Below are 18,740 nucleotides of genomic sequence, written 5' to 3'. Positions count from 1 at the left end.
CCCAGGAGCCGTGAAGTGACCCGTCGTAATGAGACTTCCGTGCTCCTAGGGGGCGTCGTATTCGCCTTGATTGGAATGGCGCGTGCAGCAGGGGTCGTGGCGGACCCGTCAGCCCGCATCGAAGCGCCATCAGCGCAGCATGTGCCTGCGGACGCCTACAACCGGGCATTGGCGGGCGGACGTGCCGGTGACCTTTGCCGGAACATTCGCTGCGACGTGCCGCCTTCTCTGCGTGAGGGCAGGGCGCCTTCGTATCCCGCGAGCGAGCTACGCGCGGGGATCGAGGGCCGCGCTGCAGTTCGGTTCGACATCGATGTCGAAGGGCGGCCGGTGAACGTCGTGGTCCATTCGGCAACCGCCGAGGCCTTCGGCATTGCGGCGAGCGACGCCGTCAAGGCCTGGGAGTCCACGCCCGCAATCCTGGATGGAAAGCCCGTGGCGTATGGGCCCGTACTGCAGGTGTTCCCGTTCGGGCTGCCCTACTGACCAAGAGGCGAGAGCAGGGGTCGCAGCCGAGTTTTCCCTTGCGGACGTCGTGCGAACGAGCAATCGGGCGCGTCATTGGTGGAAATAAGCCCGCTAGCGAAGGGGAGCTTTGCAGCTCCCCTGGAAGCTTCCCCGCGCAGGGCGTAGCGTCAGGGCACCAGCCCGCTTACAGAAGCAGTGGGCAGCGTCGGGTTTCCGCTCTTCATCACCTTGAAAGTTTCCGCGTCAGCGGGACGAGCCAGAGTCGAATTCTCCGCGCCGACCACACCATCGTCAGCAGGGATACCAGGTCTCGCTTACGAACGCCCACGAGCCCGCGGCATAACGTCGATAAACCAGAAGCTTGTAGTGCGGGACCCCGTTGAGAACGCGGTGGTCGACCACCCAGCTCTTGTAGCACTGGGTGCTGCGCGGCGAGCAGTCACCCGACAGCCCCTTGTCGCCGATGGACGGGCATCGCGCCTGCGCGATAGAGGGCAGCACGAGAAGCGCGCCAATCAATGAAGAGGCCATAAAACCGGTGAGGGGACGCAGATATCGTTTCATCGATCGTTCCCTGGCTAGGCGCGGATCGCGGCGGGATGCGTGGCTCGCATGGCGGCTCGCGGAGACAGCCTGGCCCGACGTCCGTCGTTGAACGGTTACCGCGTCTGCGGGCAGGTATTGCAGCAACAGGAAGCAGCGGACAGAGTCGAGGTTCCGCCCCTCTCCCGCTGGAAGGGCGCCACCTCCGCCGTTCGCATTGACGCTCTCGGAGAGCCTGTATGCAGGCTGGCGCAACCCGAATGTCGATGCCCTTGAAGCCAGCAGCTCGCGCCTCGAACTTTCTCGCCGACCCGGCCACCGCCCGCGGGGGCGCCTGGCTGTTCTTCGTGTTCTCGGCCGCCGAGTTCTTCCTGGGTCTCAAGGCGCTTGTCTCGGGCTGCATCCGCACGATGCGCGGGCGCCATGGCCCGGGGGTTCTTCACTGCACGCCTGACCCCTGGTACTGGGGTCACACGGCGATCGCGTTCCTCCTGGGTGCGGGCTTGGCCGTCGTGGGCTGCAAGCTTCTGCAACTCGCGCGTCGCGCTCGTACCGATTGCGCTGCAGGGCGCTGAGAGGGCCAGGGACGGGTCGCGTTTTCGAGCGCGCGGCTGACGCCGGAAACGGAATGTCGGAGCCGACGCTCCCGAAGTAACGGGTCCAAGGATGCCGCGTCACGACGCGGCCAATCCATGCGTTGGTTGATCTGGCCGACTCGACCCCGCAAAAAAACGGGAGGCGCTCTGCGCCTCCCACAATGAATTTATATCAGCGCTAGGGGCTTGCGGCAACGCCGGGCGCGAACACTAGAGTCGCGCCTTGCCGACACGGCACGCGATGCGAGGTGCTTCCAATGACGCATGACGAGTGGACTCCGGTTACGCCCGAGAACTGCCATACAGTCGCGGGCCCGTTCTTCCACGGCACGCGGGCGGATCTCTCGATCGGTGACTTGCTGGTCGCCGGATTCAGATCCAACTATCGGCAGGACGTCGTGATGAATCACATCTATTTCACGACGATCCCGAAGGGCGCCGGCCTGGCCGCGGAAATCGCGCAGGGGGAAGGACGACCCCGCGTCTATGTGGTGGTTCCGACCGGGGATTTCGAGGACGACCCGAACGTCACCAACAAGAGGTTTCCGGGTAATCCGACGCGGTCCTACCGAAGCCGGGAGCCCCTGAAGATCGTCGGCGAACTCGAAAGCTGGGAGTCCTGCGAGCCGGAATTCATCGAGAACCTGAGACGGTTCGTGGAATCGGGCTCGGGCGAGATCATCAATTAGGCGAGGACCGGCGGGGCGGGGCTCGGCAAAACGTATGGCAAGGTTCGACGTCGAGGTCCTGGTCGAGGTTTCGGGTATCCGTGGAGCCGACTCCGCTTCGCGGTGCCGCTCCACTCGGTGTTTGAGCGCAGGGGAAAGCCATGTCGCACGTTGCACAGTCGGACCAGTTGGAACTGAGACTTATCGACCTGCCGAATCTCCGGCGCTTGGCGGCTTCGGAGCGGGTCGAGCTAACGGGCCTCCGTGCAGTCGAGGATGCGCTGCCGCCCGCGCGCGTCGCCGTCGATGCGCTTGCGGCGTTCGACAGCGGCACGCCCGCCGAATGGTGCGTGCCCTTCCTGATGGTGTCGGGCAATACCGTGCTTGGCAGCTGCAGGTTCAGGACTGCGCCCGCAGGGGGCAGGGTGGAGATTGGGTACGGAGTCGCTGCGAGCCAACGCGGGCGAGGCGTAGCGACGCGTGCGGTCGAGCGAATGCTGGAACTCGCGACGGCCAGCGGGCAGGTCACGGAGGTCGTGGCGCATATCGTTCCGGATAACGCCGCGTCGTCGAAGGTCGTGTCGCGGCTGGGCTTCTCGAAGGGCGAGCTACGCGCCGATCACGATGGCGAGATGGTCGTCGTCTGGTCGTTCCGCATCTAAGAAGCCGGGAACCCGATCGAGCGGTCGGCGCGGTCGACGGCATGGCCCGCCGAAGCGGCGCGCTCCTGCCTGGGTCGGCACGACCTCGACCTCCCACCTCTAACTGGGCCATCTGAGCGCCAGTGGCGACGCGCGGGCAGGCTCGACCTGAAGCGGGTCGGGGTCGAGGGGCACGGCCGCCGCGGGAAGTCATCCGGGCAGCCACGCGCGCGGCGGTACTCGGCATAAGCTTGGCGCTGGAATCGACGGAGCAGGATCGTGGATCTCTCGAGCAGCAGGGAATTCTTCGTGGGCTGGGGCACGCTCTCGCTCATCAATGCGGGCCTGGCTCAGTGCAAGGGCCGGCACGGCGGCGGTTGGTGGCTGGCATCGATGCTGCTCGGCCCCCTGGCCACGCTACTCATCGTCCTCCTGCCGGGGTTTCGGCCGCAGCCTTGAAACGCACGGGCGCCGGCGACGTCATGCCTGTCGTCTCGACGAAGGCGCCGACGCCGCACAGCGCGACATACTGCGGCTCTGGCCGAGAAGGAGGCCTTGCATGATCTGCCGGATGTGGCATGGCATCACGCCGCGCTCGAAAGCCGATGCCTACGCGGACCTGCTGGAGCCGGCACTCTCGGGCTACCGGGCAGTACCCGGCAACATCAGCGCGCAGGTTCTCCGCCGCGACGAGGCCGAGGTGACGCACTTCATGACGGTCACCTACTGGGAGTCCGAGGACAGCATCCGCGCATTCGCGGGCGACGACGTGCTGACCGCGCGTTACTTCCCGGAAGACGACGGGTACCTGCTGGCGTTCGAGCCCTTCGTACAGCACTACACCGTAGCGGCGGTCCTGGGCGCCGCCTGACGTCCGCCCGGCCATGCCGCTTCGGCATGCGCGGCCGTACTTGTATCGACCATCAAACGAGGCACCGCCCGATGAAGCTTCTCCTTGCCGCGCTGTCTTCGCTTGCGCTCGCGCCGGTTGCCGGCGCTGCGGAGCCCGCATCGCCGTACGTCGGTGAGCAGGCGCGGGAGATCAAGGCACTCCCGCCGACCGAGATCGAAGGGCTGCTCGCCGGCAAGGGCTTGGGCTATGCGAAGGCCGCCGAGCTCAACGGCTTTCCCGGCCCCGCGCACGTACTCGAACTGGCCTCCGAGCTTGGCCTGTCCGAGGCGCAGGCCGTTGCCACGCGCGCCCTGCATTCGCGCATGCAGGAACAGGCGAAAGCGCTGGGCGCCCGGGTCGTCGCCGCGGAGGCGGCGCTCGAACGCGACTTCCGGGATGGCACGGTGACCGAGGCGGGCCTAACGTCGTCCGTCGCGCAGGTCGGGCAGCTGCAGGCGGAGCTTCGCGCCGTGCATCTGCTCGCACACGTGGAGCAGCGCCGATTTCTGTCGCCGGAACAGGTGGTGCGTTACATGCATCTGCGCGGGTACCACGCAGGCGGACATGCGTCATCGGCACACGCGCACTGAAGGGGTCGTCGACCGGGACAGCGGTCGAGGCACGTTTCGGTTGCGACCGACGATCAGCGCGTGCCCGCGCGGCTCGCAAGCATCATCAGCGCACGTAACGCCGTGCCTGGCGCTCACGGCCGACGTCGGGCACGGCGCGAGTTCGCCGCCCGCATCCACCATCAGAGGTTCGACATGGTTCGCCGCATCGCATCGATCTTTCTTCTGGTAGCGCTGGCCCTCCCCGCCATCGCCTGGGCTTCCGACGCGCGGCAGCAGGCGGCCGAGCTCACGGCCGCGTTCTATGCCGGGCGCATCGACGAGGTATGGGGGCGAATGAGCGCGCAGATGCAGTCCGCCATGAAATCGCGAGACGGCCTCGCTGCCTTTCGCGAGCAGGTCGAGCGGGACCTGGGCGCCGAAAAGGAAGTGATCGACGAGTCGGTCGAGCCCATGCAGGGCATGAGCGCCTACCGCCGCCGCGCACGCTTCGAGAAGGTGCCGGTGGTGGTGCTGGTGCAATGGTTGATCGACGCGGATAGCCGGGTGCAGGGCTTCGCCATCCGCCCCGAGCAGGCCGCGCCGCCCGTGGCGGCCCCGAGTGCATTCCTCGATTACCGGACCCGCACGAATCTTCGCTTGCCCTTCGAAGACGAGTTCCACGTGTTCTGGGGCGGACGTACCGTCGAGCAGAACTATCACGCCGCACATGCGCACCAGCGCTTCGCGCTCGACCTGCTGGTGATGCGCGACGGGCGTTCGCATTCGAGCGAAGGCACCCGCAACGAGGACTACTACTGCTTCGGCAGGCCGATCCTGGCACCGGCGGCGGGCAAGGTGGTCGAGGTGATCGACGGCGTCGAGGACAACGTGCCGGGACAGATGAACCCGAAGCAGGTCACCGGCAACCGCGTCGTCATCGACCATGGCCAGGACGAATACTCGGTGCTCGCGCATCTGCGCCGCGGTTCCACGCGGGTCAAGTCGGGCGATGCCGTCCGCGGCGGGCAACGCATTGGCGAATGCGGCAACAGCGGCAACTCTTCGGAAGCGCATCTGCACTACCAGCTGCAGAATGGCGCGGCCTTCGGCGTTGCTGCAGCGCTGCCCGCGCAGTTCCACGATTACATCGCCGACGGTGAACCCGTCACGCGAGACGAGCCCATCAAGGGGCAGCGTATTCGCCCCGCCGGAGCACGTTGAACGGCGAAGGCCGTAACGCGACACGTCGCGGCCGGTTCGCGTGTGCGCGGCGAGATCCGGGGCTGACGACCGCCTTCTCCGGCGCGGTCGTCCAACGAAGAAGCCGGCTTTCGCCGGCTTCTTCGTATACGTGTGCAGGCGTCAGTGCCCGCCCGCCGCCGCTGGCCCCATCTTCGCCGCGAACGGTGGCTTCGCGAACCAGACGAAGGCGATGACGATCAGGAAGATGATGCCCAGCACGTGGAAGATCTCGTTGAAGCCGATCTGCACGGCCTGCTGCGAGATCATCTGGTTGAGCATCACCGCGCCGCGTTGCAGGTCGCCCTGGCCCAGTTGCTCAGCGGTCTGGCGGATGGTGGGGTCGTAGGCGCTGATGTGCTCGGTGAGCTGCGCGTGGTGCACGGTGCTGCGCTGGTTCCAGGCCCAAGTGGTGAGCGAGGCGGCGAAGCTGCCGCCCAGCGTTCGCACGAAGGTGGCGAGGCCCGAGCCCGCGGCGATCTCGTGCGGTTCCAGGTCCGACAGCAGGATCGTCAGCACCGGCATGAAGAACAGCGCGACGCCGAGGCCCTGCCAGAGCTGCACCATCGCCACGCGCTGGAAGTCTACGTCGAGGTTGAAGCCCGAGCGGATGAAGCTGGTGCCCGCCATCACCACGAACGCGAACGTGGCGAGGATGCGCAGATCGAAGCGCTGGGCGTACTTGCCCACGAACGGCGTGAGGATCACCGGCAGGATGCCGATGGGTGCGCTCGCGAAACCCGCCCAGATGGCCGTGTAGCCGAGGTTGCGCTGCAGCCACAGCGGCACCAGCAGGCCGACGCTGAAGAACGCCGCGTACGCCATCACCATCGCCAGCGTGCCGGCGCTGAAGTTGCGGTGGCGGAACAGGCGCAGGTTGACGATCGGGTCCTTCTCGGTGAGCTCCCAGATGATGAACACCGCGAGCGAGATCGCCGAGATGATCGCGAGGATCACGATAGTGGTGGAGTTGAACCAGTCCTCGTCGTTGCCGAGGTCGAGCATGGTCTGCAGCGCGCCCACGCCGAGCACCAGCGTGGCCAGGCCGATGTAGTCCATCTTCGGCTTCTCGAGCCGCTCCGGCCGGCCCTTCAGCTGTCGCCCGACGACGAAGCTGGAGAACACGCCGATGGGCACGTTGATGAAGAAGATCCATTCCCAGCTGTAGTTGTCGGTGATCCAGCCGCCGAGGATCGGACCCGCGATGGGCGCGACGACGGTCACCATCGCCAATAGCGCGATGGCCTGCCCGCGTTTCTGTGGTGGATAGATCGACAGCAGCAGCGCCTGTGTGACCGGGTACATCGGGCCGCAGACGAAGCCCTGCAGCGCGCGCGCCACGACGAGGAAGCCCATCGAGTTGGCGAGGCCGCAGAGCAGCGAGGCGACGACGAACGCGAGCGTGGCCCAGGTGAAAAGGCGCAGCTCGCCGAAGCGGCGCGTCAGGTAACCGGTGAGCGGCAGCGCGATCGCGTTGCTGACGGCGAACGAGGTGATGACCCACGTCGCCTGGTTGGAGCTCGCGCCCAGGTTGCCGGCGATGGTCGGCAGCGAGACGTTCGCGATCGTGGTGTCGAGCACCTGCATGAACGAGGCGAGCGCGAGGCCGACCGTCGTCAGGGCGAGGTTGGGCGGACGGAAGCCGTTGGCGGGGGCGGGGGCAGCAGCCATGGAGCCTTCGAGATCAGGTCGGCGGCCCGAGCGGGCCACCGGGAAGCGGGGCGCTTACCGGCGCGACGCGTACGCGAGGCGCCGGCGCATGCGTTGGATCAGCTGCGGCGGCCCGAGAGGTTGTCGCGGATCACCGCGTCGATGCGCTCCTGCGCGGCGTGCATCTGCCGCTCGTAGGCCGACGTGGTGAACAGCGGCTTCTGCTGCGGCAGGCTGCCGGCGAGCACCGGGCCGGACTGGTCGTGCAGGTCGACGTCCGCGCTCATCGACAGGCCGATGCGCAGCGGATGCTTGACGAGCTGCGCGCGGTCGATCTCGATGCGCACCGGCACGCGCTGCACGATCTTGATCCAGTTGCCGCTGGCGTTCTGCGCGGGCAGCAGCGAGAACGCGCTGCCGGTACCGAGGCCGAGGCTGGCGATGCGGCCCTTGTAGTTCACGTCGTCGCCGTAGAGGTCGGCCTTGAGTTCGACCGGCTGGCCGATGTGCATTTTGGCGAGCTGCGTTTCCTTGAAGTTCGCCTCCACCCAGACCTGCTCGAGCGGGATCACCGTCATCAACGCCTGGCCCGGCTGCACGCGCTGGCCCAGCTGCACGGTGCGCTTGGCGACGTAGCCCGAGACCGGCGCGACGATGCCGCCACGCTGCAGCGCCAGAAAGGCCTGGCGCACCTGCGCGGCGGCGGCCTGCACCTGCGGCTGGCTCTGCACGGTGGTGGCGTCGACCAGCGCACGGTTGCGCGACAGGTTGCCGCGCGACGTGGCCAGCGCGGCCTCGGCGGCGGCGAGGTCGTCGCGCGCATGGGCGAGTTCTTCCGCCGACACCGCGCCAGTGGCGACGAGGCCGCTGCGGCGCGCGACGTCGGCGCGCAGCTTGCCGATCGCGACTTCGCGCGCGCGGATCTCGGCCTCGGACGCGCTCACCGAGCTGTACAGGCCACGCACCTGGCGGACCGTATTCGCGAGGTTGGCGATGGCCTGGTCGTAGGCGACCTGCGCATCCGTCGCGTCCAGCTGCACCAGCACCTGGCCGGCCTCGACGCGCATGCCGTCGTCGGCGCCGATGGCGGTCACGGTGCCGACCGTCTGCGGCGTGATCGTCACGATGTTGCCCTGCACGTAGGCGTCGTCGGTGTCCTGGTGCCAGCGGCCGACGAGCATGTGCCAGGCGAACCAGGCGCCGCCGCCGATGATGACGACGGCGCCGAGGATGGTCAGCGCGCGACGGCGCTTGCTCGGCTTCGCGGGGGTGTTGGAAACGGTCGTTTCGTTGGACGTGCTCATCGGGCGGCGGTCGCGGATTCGGAAGTGGAGTCGGAGGTCGGCGCGGTCAGTTCGAGACCGCCACCGAGGGCCTGGTCGAGGTCGACGACGGCCAGCAGGCGCTGCGCGCGCAGCGCGGCGATCTGCTGGTCGAGTTGCAGCAGCGGGCGCTGCGCGGCGAGCACGTCGAGCTGCGTCGACAGGCCGGCCTTGTAGCGCGTGTTGGCGAGCGAGAACGCCGACTGCGCGGCTTCGCGTGCGCGGCGCACGGCGGCGATCTGGCGGTCGAGCCCGCGCGCGGCGTCGAGGGCGTCGGCCACTTCACGCAGCCCGGTCACCAGGTTGCCGTTGTAGGCGGCGACGGCGAGGTCGTAGTCGGCATTGGTGCGCGCGAGGTTGTTGCGCAGGCGGCCGCCGTCGAAGATCGGCAGCGAGATCGCCGGCCCGCCCTGCGCGACCAGCGCGTCGCTTGAGAACAGCTTGTCCAGCCCGCCCGCAGCGATGCCGACCAGCGCGGACAGATTCACGGTCGGATAGAACTCGGCCTTGGCCGCCGCGATGCCGCGGCTGGCGGCCTCGGCGCGCCAGCGCGAGGCGACCACGTCGGGACGGTGGCCAAGCAGCTCGCTCGGAATCACCGACGGCAGGCCGGGCTCGGGCGCCGTCAGCAGCTTCGGCCTCGCGATGGTGTCGGCGCGGTCCGGGCCTTCGCCCAGCAGCGCGGCAATCGCGTGCTTTGCGGCGTCGATCTGCTGCTGCGCGGCGGCGGCCTGCTGGTCGGCGGCACCGACCAGCGACTCGGCGTTGCGCACCGACATCTGGTTGTCGATGCCGGCCTTGACGCGCTGGCGGCCCAGGCCGAGAAGGCGCTGCGAGCGCGCCTTCTCGGCGCTGGCGACGTCGAGCGCGTCATGCGCCTGCGCGAGGCCGACGTAGGCGCGGACGATGTTCGAGGCGAGCGTCAGGCGCGCGGCCTGCGCTTCGACCTCCGCCGCGCGGACCTGGCCGATCGCGGCCTCGTAGCGCGCGCGCTGGCCGCCCCAGAAATCCGGGCTGTACTTGATGTTGAGACCGAGCAGGACGATGCCCGAGTACTCGCCACCCAGCGGCTCCGGCGCGACGCTGTCGGGGATCAGGATGCCCGAGTACTGCGCGGTGACGCCGACGGTGGGCTTGCGCGCCGCATCGGCGAGGCCCGCCTGCGCGACGGCCTGGCGCACGCGCGCATCGGCGGCGGCGAGGCTGGGCTGGCCGGCGAGAGCTTCCTGCACCAGCGCGTCGAGCTGCGGATCGCCGAACGCGGTCCACCAGTCGCGCGAGAGCGCGGACACGCGCCCCGCCGACGACAGCGTGGCGGATGCCGCGAGGCTGTCGGCATCGGTGGGGCGTACCTGCGTATCGAGGCCATGCGTGCTGGCGCAGCCGGCGAGCGCCAGCGCGAGGAACAGCGGGGTCAGGCGCCGGGCGGCCGGCGCGACGGGTCGTGGGGTCATGTCAGTCGGCATCGGAAGAGAGGTTGTCGCGGACGCGGCCCAGCAGCTCGATGAGGTGCGCGCGTTCGGTGTCGTCGAGACCGTTGAGCGCGCGCTCGTGCACGCGGCGGCCGCAGTCGCAGACGTTGCTCCAGAGCGCGCGGCCGGCGGGCGTCAGGTCGACGTGCACGGCGCGCCGGTCCTGCGGATCGACCACGCGGACCACGAGCCCCTGCGTCTCGAGCTTGTCGAGCAGGCGGGTCATTGCGCCCGGGTGCAGCTGCGCGGCGCGGGCGAGTTCGGTCACGCCGGCGCGCCCGTGCCCGAGCGTCTTGAGCGTCAGGTACTGGCTGAAGGTGAGGTCGTGGCCGGCGGCGGCGAGCTCGCGTTCGACGCGGGCCCACATTGCGTCCCGGACCTGGCGGAACAGCAGGCCCAGCGACGAGCCGTTATTGAGTGGGGTATTCGTCATGGCGGCGCGCACTTTAGATGCGCGCGCAATAGTTGTCAATGCAACTATTGCCGCTGCAGCTAGTTATCCACTGTTGCAGCCACGGAACGATTCAGACAGGACGGTGCAGTACGAGCTCGAGGACGCCCTTGCTGCCGAAATAGGCGAGCACCAGCAGGCCCATAGCGGCGAGCGTCCAGCGCACCGCCTTGGCGCCACGCCAGCCGTGGCGCCGACGGCCGTAGAGCAGGGCGCCGAACGCGAGCCAGGACAGGATGCTCAGCACGGTCTTGTGCACGAGGTGCTGGGCGAACAGGTTCTCGACGAACAGCACGCCGGTCAGCAGCGTGGCGGTGAGCAGGCCGAAACCGACGGCGATGGTGCGGAAAAGCAGCGATTCCAGTTGCACCAGCGGCGGCAGCGCCTTCAGCCAGCCGTGGAACTCGCGGCGGCGCATCGCGCGCTCCTGGATCGCGAGCGCGACGGCGAGCAGCGCCGCGACCGCGAGGGTGGCGTAGGCGAGCAGGGCGAGGGTGGCGTGCAGCTGCTGCTGCCAGTCCAGCGCCATCGAGGGCGCATGGCCAGAGGCGCGGTAGGCGACCAGCAGCGCGCCAGCCAGCGGCAGCGCGATGATGGCCAGCGCCGACACCCGCTCGCGCCGCGCGACCGCCGTGGTCATCCCGGCCATGCCCAGGCTGACCAGCGAGAGCGCCGCGAAGAAGTGCAGGTCCGGCCCGTCGACCTCCTTCCACGCGGCGATGTGCGCCGCGGCATGCAGCGCCATGGCGAGCGTCGCCGGGATGCGCCAGCCGTCCGAGGGTGCGGACGGGTCGCGTCGCAGCGCGGCGGCCAGCAGACCGGTCGAGACGAGATAGAGGGCGACGGAAACGAGAACGAGTGTCATCTAGCCAGTGTCGCACAGCCGTACGGCAGGCCGCAGGCGCTCGACCGCTATACTTCGCGACCGTTTTTTTCCGGCGTCGCCTCCATGTTCGAGTCCCTCTCCCAGCGCCTGTCCGGCACGATCGAGCGCCTGCGCGGCCGCGGTCGCCTGACCGAGGAGAACATCCGCGAGTCGCTGCGCGAGGTGCGCATCGCGCTGCTGGAGGCGGACGTCGCGCTGCCGGTGGTGCAGGCGCTGATCGAGCGGATCAAGGTGCGCGCAGTCGGCCAGGAAGTGCTGAAGTCGCTGACGCCCGGCCAGTCGCTCATCAAGGTCGTGCGCGACGAGATGAGCGCGGTGATGGGCGCGCAGGCGGCGGACCTCAACCTCAACGTGCCGGCGCCGGCGGTCATCCTGATGGCCGGCCTGCAGGGCGCGGGCAAGACGACCACCGTCGGCAAACTCGCCAAGCACCTGAAGGAGCGCCGCAAGAAGAAGGTCATGGTGGTGTCGGCCGACGTCTACCGACCGGCCGCGATCGAGCAGCTGCGCCAGCTGGCGCAGCAGGTCGACGTGACGTTCTTCCCCTCCGACGCATCGCAGAAGCCCGAAGCCATCGTGCGCGCGGCGATCGACGATGCGCGCAAGTCGTACGTCGACGTGCTGCTCGTCGACACAGCAGGCCGCCTCGCCATCGACGAGGCGATGATGGCGGAGATCAAGGCGCTGCACGCCGCGGTAAGCCCCGTGGAGACGCTGTTCGTCGTCGACTCGATGACGGGCCAGGACGCCGCGGTCACCGCCAAGGCGTTCGCCGAGGCGCTGCCGCTCACCGGCGTGGTGCTGACCAAGACCGACGGCGACGCCCGCGGCGGCGCTGCGCTGTCGGTGCGCTACATCACCGGCAAGCCGATCAAGTTCATCGGCACCGGTGAGAAGCCGGAGGGCCTCGACGTCTTCCACCCCGACCGCATCGCCAGCCGCATCCTCGACATGGGCGACGTGCTGTCGCTGGTCGAGCAGGTCGAGCAGCAGGTCGACAAGGACAAGGCGCAGAAGCTCGCCGAGAAGGTCGTCAAGGGCAAGAAATTCGACCTCAACGACATGCGCGACCAGCTCGAGCAGATGCAGAACATGGGCGGCCTGAGCGGCCTCATGGACAAGCTGCCGGGCATCGGCAAGCTGCCCGACGAGGTCAAGAACCAGGTCACCGGCAAGGAAGTGCCGCGGATGATCGCGATCATCAACTCGATGACGAAGAAGGAGCGCCGCAACCCGGCGCTGCTCAACGGCTCGCGGCGCGCGCGCATCGCCAAGGGGGCGGGCCTTCAGCCTTCGGACGTCAACAAGCTGATGAAGCAGTACCAGCAGATGGAAAAGATGATGTCCAAGCTGGCCGGCGGCGGCATGAAGGGGCTCATGCGCGGCATGAAGGGCATGATGGGCGGCCGCGGCGGGATGCCGTTCCGCTGAGCCCTGGGCGAGGACGGCGTCCCCCACGGGCTGCGGCTCGCCGCCGTCCTGCATAATGCGCGTCAGCATTGTGTGAAGAGGCTCCACGCCCCACTCGGGCGTGGGCCTCGCGCTTAGGGGAGCGCGGCATGCACGACATTCTTCTGGTCTCGGGCACGCGTCCCGAGATCATCAAGCTCGCACCCGTCTATCATGCGCTGAAGCGGCGCCCGTGGGCGCGCCCGGCATGGCTGCACACGGGCCAGCACGACGCCATGGCGACGCCCATCCTCGACGGATTCGGGATCAGCCCCGACTACGTCTTCGAACGCGATGGCGCCACGCTCGCCCGGTTCGGCGCGCGTTGCCGCGAGTGGCTGTCGGACGTGATGTCGGCCCGGCCCTGGTCGGGAGTGATCGTGCAGGGCGACACCGAGAGCACGTTCCTCGGCGCTTTGGCGGGCTTCTATCACCGCGTGCCGGTGTCGCACGTCGAGGCCGGCCTGCGCACGCATAACCTCGATCGGCCGTTTCCCGAAGAAGGCCTGCGGCAGATGATCAGCCGCATCGCGCGCCATCAGTTCGCGCCGACGGCCCGTGCGCGCGACATGTTGCTGCGCGAGGCCGTGCCCGCGGACTGCGTGCAGGTGACGGGCAATACGGTGGTCGACGCCCAGAAGTGGCTGATCGAGGAGCGCGGACTGCGCCGCCGCGTGGGCGGTCGCGGCCACATCCTCGTCACCATGCATCGTCGCGAAAACTGGGGCGACGAGGTGGCGCAGGTGTTCGGCGCCATCGCCGACATCGCGATGTGCTATCCGGACGTCGATGTACTGTTTCCGGTGCACCTCAACCCGCTGATCCAGGCGCCCGCGCACGCGATCCTCGGCGGCCTGCCGAATGTGCGGCTGGTCGCGCCACTGGATTACCTGGGCATGCAGCAGGCCCTGATCGATGCATGGCTGGTGCTCAGCGATTCGGGTGGGCTGCAGGAAGAGGCGCCCACCTACGGCGTGCCGCTGCTGGTGCTTCGCGAGGAAACCGAGCGCCCGGAGGCCGTGGGGGCCGGTTGCGCGCGGGTGGTGGGGACCGATCGTGCGCGGATCGTCGCGCAGGTGCAGGAATTGTGGGAGGAGGAAACCGCGTACGCGGCGATGCGCCGAGCGGGTAACCCGTTCGGCGATGGACTCGCCAGCGAACGCATCGCCGACACCCTGGCAGCGTCGTTCGGCATCACCGATGCGGCCGTCGGGGTCGCCGCATGATCGATGCCGCGCTTCTCACCGACATCCTCGGAAATTATCTCTACGCCCTGAAGTTCGTCGCGATGCTCACCGCGGTGCTGCTCATCGTGAGCGGCGTCGACGATCTGTTCATCGACCTCGTCTACTGGCTGCGCCGCGGCTGGCGCGCGTTGACCGTCTATCGCCGCCACGAGCGTGCCGGCTTCGACCTGCTGCAGACGTCTGCCGAGAAGCCGCTGGCCATCATGGTGCCCGCGTGGCAGGAGACGGGCGTCGTCGGACCGATGGCCGAACTCGCCGCGTCGACGCTCGACTACGAGAACTACCACATCTTCGTCGGCACCTATCCGAACGACTCGGACACACAGGCCGAGGTCGAGGCGGTCTGCCGTCGCTTTCCGAACGTGCACAAGGTGGTCTGCGCCCGGCCCGGGCCGACCAGCAAGGCCGACTGCCTCAACAACATTCTCGACGCGATCCTGCAGTTCGAGCGCGACGCGAAGCTGGAGTTCGCGGGCTTCGTGCTTCACGATGCCGAGGACGTCATCAGCGCGCAGGAGTTGCGGCTGTTCAATTACCTCGTCGAGCGCAAGGACCTGATCCAGGTGCCCGTCTACCCGTTCGAGCGGCGCTGGAATCACTTCACCAGCATGCATTACCTCGACGAATTCACGGAACTGCATGGCAAGGACCTGGTCGTTCGCGAAGCGCTCGCGGGGCAGGTGCCGAGTGCGGGCGTCGGTACCTGTTTCAGCCGCCGCGCGATGCTCGCGCTGCTGGAAGACGGCGACGGCATCGCGTTCGACGTGAGGAGCCTCACCGAGGACTACGACATCGGGTTCCGCCTGAAGGCGCGCGGGATGCTCGAGATCTTCGTGCGCTATCCCGTATGGGACGGCGAATCGGGCCGACGTCGCTTCGCGCGCAGCCGCATCCAGGCCAGCGTGGTCTGCGTGCGCGAGTACTTCCCGGACACGTTGGGCGCGGCCGTGCGCCAGAAGGCGCGCTGGATCATCGGCATCGTCTACCAGGGTTACCGCACGCATCGCTGGTCCACGAGCGCGATCGTCAATTATTTCCTGTGGCGCGACCGGCGCGGCGGCATCGCCAACTTCGTCAGCTTCGCCGCGGTGCTGATCTTCGGCCAGATGGCGCTGTTGTGGCTCGTCCAGCAGCTGTGGCCGGCTGCGCCGCGTTTCCTGTCGATCTTCGAGCAGGATCCGTGGTTCCGCGCGGTGCTCGCCATCAATTTCGTGCTGATGTGCAACCGCATCTTCCAGCGTCTGTTCTTCGTGGCGGGCTACTACGGGCCGACGCAGGCATTGCTCGCGATACCGCGCCTCGCCTGGGGCGCGCTGATCAATTTCCTCGCCAACTGCCGCGCGATCCGGCAGATCGTCCAGCAGGGCGATCCGCGGCGCGTCGCCTGGGACAAGACCACGCACGATTTTCCGAGCGTGGATGGCGTGCAGCGCACGCGACGCCCGCTTGGCGAGATCCTCGTCGAGCAGGGCGCGTTGTCGCGCGAGAGCCTCGACCGCGCACTCGCCGAGCCAGTACCGGGCCTGCGCCTGGGCAGCCGGCTGGTGCACGACGGGCTCGTCTCCGCTGCGCAGCTCGCGGCCGCGGTTGCCGAGCAGAACGAAGTGCCGGCGGAGGACATCGAGCCCTACGCACCGACGCAGGCCCTGCTCTCGACGGTGCCCCATGATCTGTTGCTGCGCTACGGCGTGCTGCCGCTGCGGGAAGAGGGCACGACCCTGGTTCTCGCGAGCGAATCCGGTATCGATCCGGTGTCGCTGGCGGCACTGGCGCGTCGCCTGCGCCGACCGGTGCGCTATGTGATCGCGCATCGCGGGCAGGTGGTGGTCAACACGCGCCATCTGCTTGCAGGCGGCGCGGATCCCAGGTCGGAGCTGCATGAATGGGCCGACAGCACGGGTGCGGCGGCGCGGACCGTCGATTCACTGTGGCGACGATACGTGTCGATGCAGGTCTCGCTCGGTGAACTGCTGATGTCGCTGGGCCACGTGCAGCCGACGGCGTTCCGTGCGCTGATGCTGCGGTTCGGCGGTTCGGTACAGCTCGGCGAATTCCTCGTTGACAACCGCGTCATCAGCGCGGACGTCCTGCATCGTGCGCTCGCGCTGCAGGAGCACCTGCAACCGACGCTGCGTGCCGTGCTGGAACGCGCGGCCGATCCGGCCCCGCTCATCGAAGGCGGTGCCGCATGAGGCGCCCGATCATGCTGCTGGCCGCGCTGGTTCTCGCGTTGCCTTCGGGTCTGCGGGCGGCGGAGCCGATCGATCTCGGTCCCGGCGTCAGCGATTACCAGCGATTCATGGCCTATCCGCACCTGCAGCGTGGATTCGACGCGCAGCGGCGCGGCGATGCGGCCGCCGCCGTCGCCGCGTTCGAGCGCGCACGCCGTTACGCGCCACGCAGTGCGACGGTCGCGCTTTACCTCGCCGATGCGTACCGGCGCGGCGGCCGCGCCGAACAGGCCGACCGTCTGCTAGCGGAACAGCGTCGCCATACACCCGGGGACGCGAGACTTGCCGGTCGACCGGTAGCGGCATCCGCGCCGGCGAGAAGATCACCGGCCGCGACCCGGGCTCCCGTGATCGCGGGCCAGCCGAGCGTGACGCCAGCCGCATCCGCGGGATCGACACCCCGTCGCGGCGCGCTCGATCGCGAGGGGACCGCACGGCTTGATCAGGCGCTGCTGTCGGCACTGGCGACAGGCGACGTGGCACGGGCGGAAGCGCTCCTGGTCGACGTCCCAGCGCGCGCCTTCCCCGAGGCGCGCTTCGCGATTGACCTCGAGCGCGGTCGGTTGGAGCAGGCGATGGGCCGTGCGCGGCAATTGCTCGACGGTGCGCCCGCCGATGCGGCACTGCTCGATCGCCTGACGTATCGACTGGTGCTCGCGAATCGGCCGGCGGCCGCGCTCAGCCTGTTGGCGCACGGTTGGCCGTTTCCCGTCGCGGGCTCGGACGTTCTCGCGACGCGCATGGCGACCCTGGTCCGGGCGGATCGCAGCCTGGTGAAGCCGGGATTGCTCGACCGGCTGGCGCGGCCGGTCGATCCGAGCGCGATCCCCGCGCAGGTCGCCGTGCTGGCCAGTTCCGGCGAGTGCCACGCCGCCGCGGCCACGCTTTCGGCGGCGCCGGTAGCGCCTGCGGACGCTTGGCTTGCGCTCGCCGACTGCCAGGGCGGCACGGCTTCGATCCCGGCACTGCGCATGGCGGTGGAGCGGGGTGGTGGCGACCGGGCCTCGGTGCGGCTCGCGAACGCGCTCTATGCGTCGGGCGACCCGGCGGGCGCGGTGTCCGCATGGAAACGCATCTCGCCGGCCGGGCTGGAGACCGGGGATCTGGTCGCTGCCGCACAGAGCGCAGTGGACGCCGGCATTCCTGCCGCTGCCGTGCCGTGGCTCGACGAAATCGCGCGGCGGCACCCGGCGCCCGAGGACGCTTATTGGTGGCTGCGCTCCCGCTCCCTCGCGCAGGGCGGTCCGCAGGAACGCGCCGCGATCGAGCGTGCACTGGCGATCCGGGAAGATGCGCGCTACCTCGCGCGCCTCGCCGAGCTTCAACGGGCCGATGGCGATCTCGCCGGCGCCGTGCACAGCCTCGAGCGAGCGCGGGCGCTCGCGCCGGATGACCTCTCGCACGCCGCTTCACTCGGCTATGCCTACGCCGCCGCGGCCCGGCGAGCCGAGGCCGTCGAGCAGCTCGACGCGTACCGCGCAGCTCATCCGGACGACCCCACGGTCGCGGAGGACGTCGCCGAGCTGGAGCAGCGGCTCGCACGGCACTCACGGGCGCAGCGCGCAGCGCGTGCCGCGTTGGACGCGTTGCCCGTCGAGGCCGACCCGGATCGTCGCTTCCGCTTGCGACGACTGCACGAACAGCTCGGGCGCACCTGGAGCTTGGTTGCCGACGCGACACTGGGCGACACCGCGGGCACGGCCAACGCGAACGTGCCCGGCGCCAGCTACCGCAGTTACGCGCAGGTCCAGGCCGAGCGTTGGCTGGGCCAGCGGATCGGGCGGCCCGACGGTGATGCGCTGGCCGTCTACGGACGCGTGTTCGCCGGCGCGCAGTCGGGTGGAATCCTGCCGGACGACCTGCCGACGTTCGGTGTCGGCCTTCGATGGAAACCGTTCGCGGATCGCATCGTGTATGTCGCGGTGGAGCGCCAGCTCGCGCTGGACGCGCGCGACATCCGTCGCGACGACACCCTCGTGCGCGTGAGCGCCGCGCCGCTCTCGCATCCCGCCATCGGGCGGGATTGGCACGCCGCGACGGCCGGTTGGTGGTCGCACACCGTCTATTTGGACGCGGCCCACTATCTGGAATCGGGCGACAGCGCGGCGACGGCCGACTACCAGGCCGGCAGGCATTTCAAGTTGGGGCAGGGGGCCACGGTCGAGCCCTTCGCGCGTATCCAATGGAACGGCCGCTGGCAGGGCGGCCATTTCGACGATGACCTGCGGGTTGGCGCAGGCGTCCGCTGGAATCGCTGGTACGGCGGGAGTGCGTACGATGCATGGCCGCACAGGTGGGTCGCCGGGCTGGAAGTCCAGCAGGCGCTGGAGACCTATCTTCCGGAGCGGACGGCAGTGCTGCTGACGGTCGGGAACTACTGGTAGCGGCGGCTGCGAGGGACCCGTCCGACCCGCCGGGTTCCCCGCCGGCGAAA

General features: G+C 68.8%; 18 protein-coding genes. 12 read left to right on the top strand and 6 right to left on the bottom strand.

Going from position 1 to position 18,740, the window contains the following annotated elements:
- The first annotated feature begins 15 nt into the window (after nt 1–15).
- Entirely contained in the window at nt 16–486 is a 471-nt protein-coding gene (locus tag IE066_RS05785; RefSeq protein WP_189447666.1) for an energy transducer TonB, read from the top strand.
- A 273-nt stretch (nt 487–759) separates the two neighbouring features.
- Here the strand turns inward: IE066_RS05785 and IE066_RS05780 are convergent, their stop codons facing one another.
- A complete protein-coding gene (locus IE066_RS05780) occupies nt 760–1,032 on the bottom strand; it encodes a hypothetical protein (protein ID WP_189447664.1) in 273 nt (90 codons plus the stop codon).
- A gap of 239 nt (nt 1,033–1,271) precedes the next feature.
- Between IE066_RS05780 and IE066_RS05775 the strand changes: the two genes are divergently transcribed.
- The 7 genes from IE066_RS05775 (at nt 1,272) to IE066_RS05745 (ending at nt 5,580) form a co-directional block, all read left to right on the top strand.
- The gene (locus tag IE066_RS05775) at nt 1,272–1,586 is read left to right on the top strand and encodes a hypothetical protein (protein WP_189447661.1); all 315 of its coding nucleotides are present in this window, start codon (nt 1,272–1,274) and stop codon (nt 1,584–1,586) included.
- Nucleotides 1,587–1,864: 278 nt separating this feature from the next.
- Entirely contained in the window at nt 1,865–2,296 is a 432-nt protein-coding gene (gene arr, locus IE066_RS05770; protein WP_189447659.1) for an NAD(+)--rifampin ADP-ribosyltransferase, read from the top strand.
- Nucleotides 2,297–2,436: 140 nt separating this feature from the next.
- The gene (locus IE066_RS05765; protein WP_189447657.1) at nt 2,437–2,937 is read left to right on the top strand and encodes a GNAT family N-acetyltransferase; all 501 of its coding nucleotides are present in this window, start codon (nt 2,437–2,439) and stop codon (nt 2,935–2,937) included.
- 258 nt (nt 2,938–3,195) lie between these two features.
- Nucleotides 3,196–3,375: a hypothetical protein gene (locus tag IE066_RS05760; protein ID WP_229790678.1), complete on the top strand. Its 180-nt coding sequence runs from the start codon at nt 3,196–3,198 to the stop codon at nt 3,373–3,375.
- A gap of 100 nt (nt 3,376–3,475) precedes the next feature.
- Nucleotides 3,476–3,787 (top strand): antibiotic biosynthesis monooxygenase family protein, encoded by a 312-nt coding sequence (locus IE066_RS05755; RefSeq protein WP_189447655.1) that lies wholly within the window; start codon nt 3,476–3,478, stop codon nt 3,785–3,787.
- A 26-nt stretch (nt 3,788–3,813) separates the two neighbouring features.
- Entirely contained in the window at nt 3,814–4,398 is a 585-nt protein-coding gene (locus IE066_RS05750) for a hypothetical protein (protein WP_189447653.1), read from the top strand.
- A 60-nt stretch (nt 4,399–4,458) separates the two neighbouring features.
- Nucleotides 4,459–5,580, top strand: coding sequence for a M23 family metallopeptidase (locus IE066_RS05745; protein ID WP_229790677.1), 1,122 nt, complete (start codon nt 4,459–4,461; stop codon nt 5,578–5,580).
- Between the two features lie 141 nt (nt 5,581–5,721).
- Here the strand turns inward: IE066_RS05745 and IE066_RS05740 are convergent, their stop codons facing one another.
- From IE066_RS05740 to IE066_RS05720, 5 genes are all read right to left on the bottom strand, one after another.
- Nucleotides 5,722–7,269 carry a DHA2 family efflux MFS transporter permease subunit gene (locus IE066_RS05740; protein ID WP_189447651.1) on the bottom strand — a complete coding sequence of 516 codons (1,548 nt, stop codon included), beginning with the start codon at nt 7,267–7,269 and terminating at the stop codon, nt 5,722–5,724.
- Nucleotides 7,270–7,367: 98 nt separating this feature from the next.
- Nucleotides 7,368–8,552: an HlyD/EmrA/EmrK family protein gene (locus IE066_RS05735; RefSeq protein WP_189447649.1), complete on the bottom strand. Its 1,185-nt coding sequence runs from the start codon at nt 8,550–8,552 to the stop codon at nt 7,368–7,370.
- Nucleotides 8,549–10,024 carry an efflux transporter outer membrane subunit gene (locus tag IE066_RS05730; protein WP_189447647.1) on the bottom strand — a complete coding sequence of 492 codons (1,476 nt, stop codon included), beginning with the start codon at nt 10,022–10,024 and terminating at the stop codon, nt 8,549–8,551. The genes IE066_RS05735 and IE066_RS05730 overlap by 4 nt, the downstream gene beginning before the upstream one ends.
- Before the next feature lies 1 nt (nt 10,025).
- The gene (locus IE066_RS05725; protein ID WP_189447645.1) at nt 10,026–10,475 is read right to left on the bottom strand and encodes a MarR family winged helix-turn-helix transcriptional regulator; all 450 of its coding nucleotides are present in this window, start codon (nt 10,473–10,475) and stop codon (nt 10,026–10,028) included.
- A 91-nt stretch (nt 10,476–10,566) separates the two neighbouring features.
- The gene (locus IE066_RS05720) at nt 10,567–11,358 is read right to left on the bottom strand and encodes a cytochrome C assembly family protein (RefSeq protein ID WP_229790676.1); all 792 of its coding nucleotides are present in this window, start codon (nt 11,356–11,358) and stop codon (nt 10,567–10,569) included.
- Nucleotides 11,359–11,442: 84 nt separating this feature from the next.
- Between IE066_RS05720 and ffh the strand changes: the two genes are divergently transcribed.
- The 4 genes from ffh (at nt 11,443) to IE066_RS05700 (ending at nt 18,690) form a co-directional block, all read left to right on the top strand.
- Nucleotides 11,443–12,810 carry a signal recognition particle protein gene (gene ffh / locus IE066_RS05715; RefSeq protein WP_189447644.1) on the top strand — a complete coding sequence of 456 codons (1,368 nt, stop codon included), beginning with the start codon at nt 11,443–11,445 and terminating at the stop codon, nt 12,808–12,810.
- A 128-nt stretch (nt 12,811–12,938) separates the two neighbouring features.
- Nucleotides 12,939–14,054, top strand: a complete 1,116-nt coding sequence (gene wecB / locus IE066_RS05710; RefSeq protein WP_189447642.1) for a non-hydrolyzing UDP-N-acetylglucosamine 2-epimerase — start codon at nt 12,939–12,941, stop codon at nt 14,052–14,054.
- Complete coding sequence (locus IE066_RS05705) at nt 14,051–16,267, top strand: glycosyl transferase family protein (RefSeq protein ID WP_189447640.1); 2,217 nt, start codon at nt 14,051–14,053, stop codon at nt 16,265–16,267. Before wecB ends, IE066_RS05705 begins: the two co-directional genes overlap by 4 nt.
- Complete coding sequence (locus IE066_RS05700; protein WP_189447638.1) at nt 16,264–18,690, top strand: NfrA family protein; 2,427 nt, start codon at nt 16,264–16,266, stop codon at nt 18,688–18,690. Before IE066_RS05705 ends, IE066_RS05700 begins: the two co-directional genes overlap by 4 nt.
- Nucleotides 18,691–18,740: the final 50 nt, after the last annotated feature.

The sequence above is a fragment of the Cognatilysobacter xinjiangensis genome (assembly GCF_014651995.1).
In the GTDB taxonomy this organism is placed as follows: Bacteria; Pseudomonadota; Gammaproteobacteria; order Xanthomonadales; family Xanthomonadaceae; genus Cognatilysobacter; species Cognatilysobacter xinjiangensis.
Note: the sequence above shows the minus strand (reverse complement) of the source record. Positions and strands in the feature narration are given on the sequence as shown.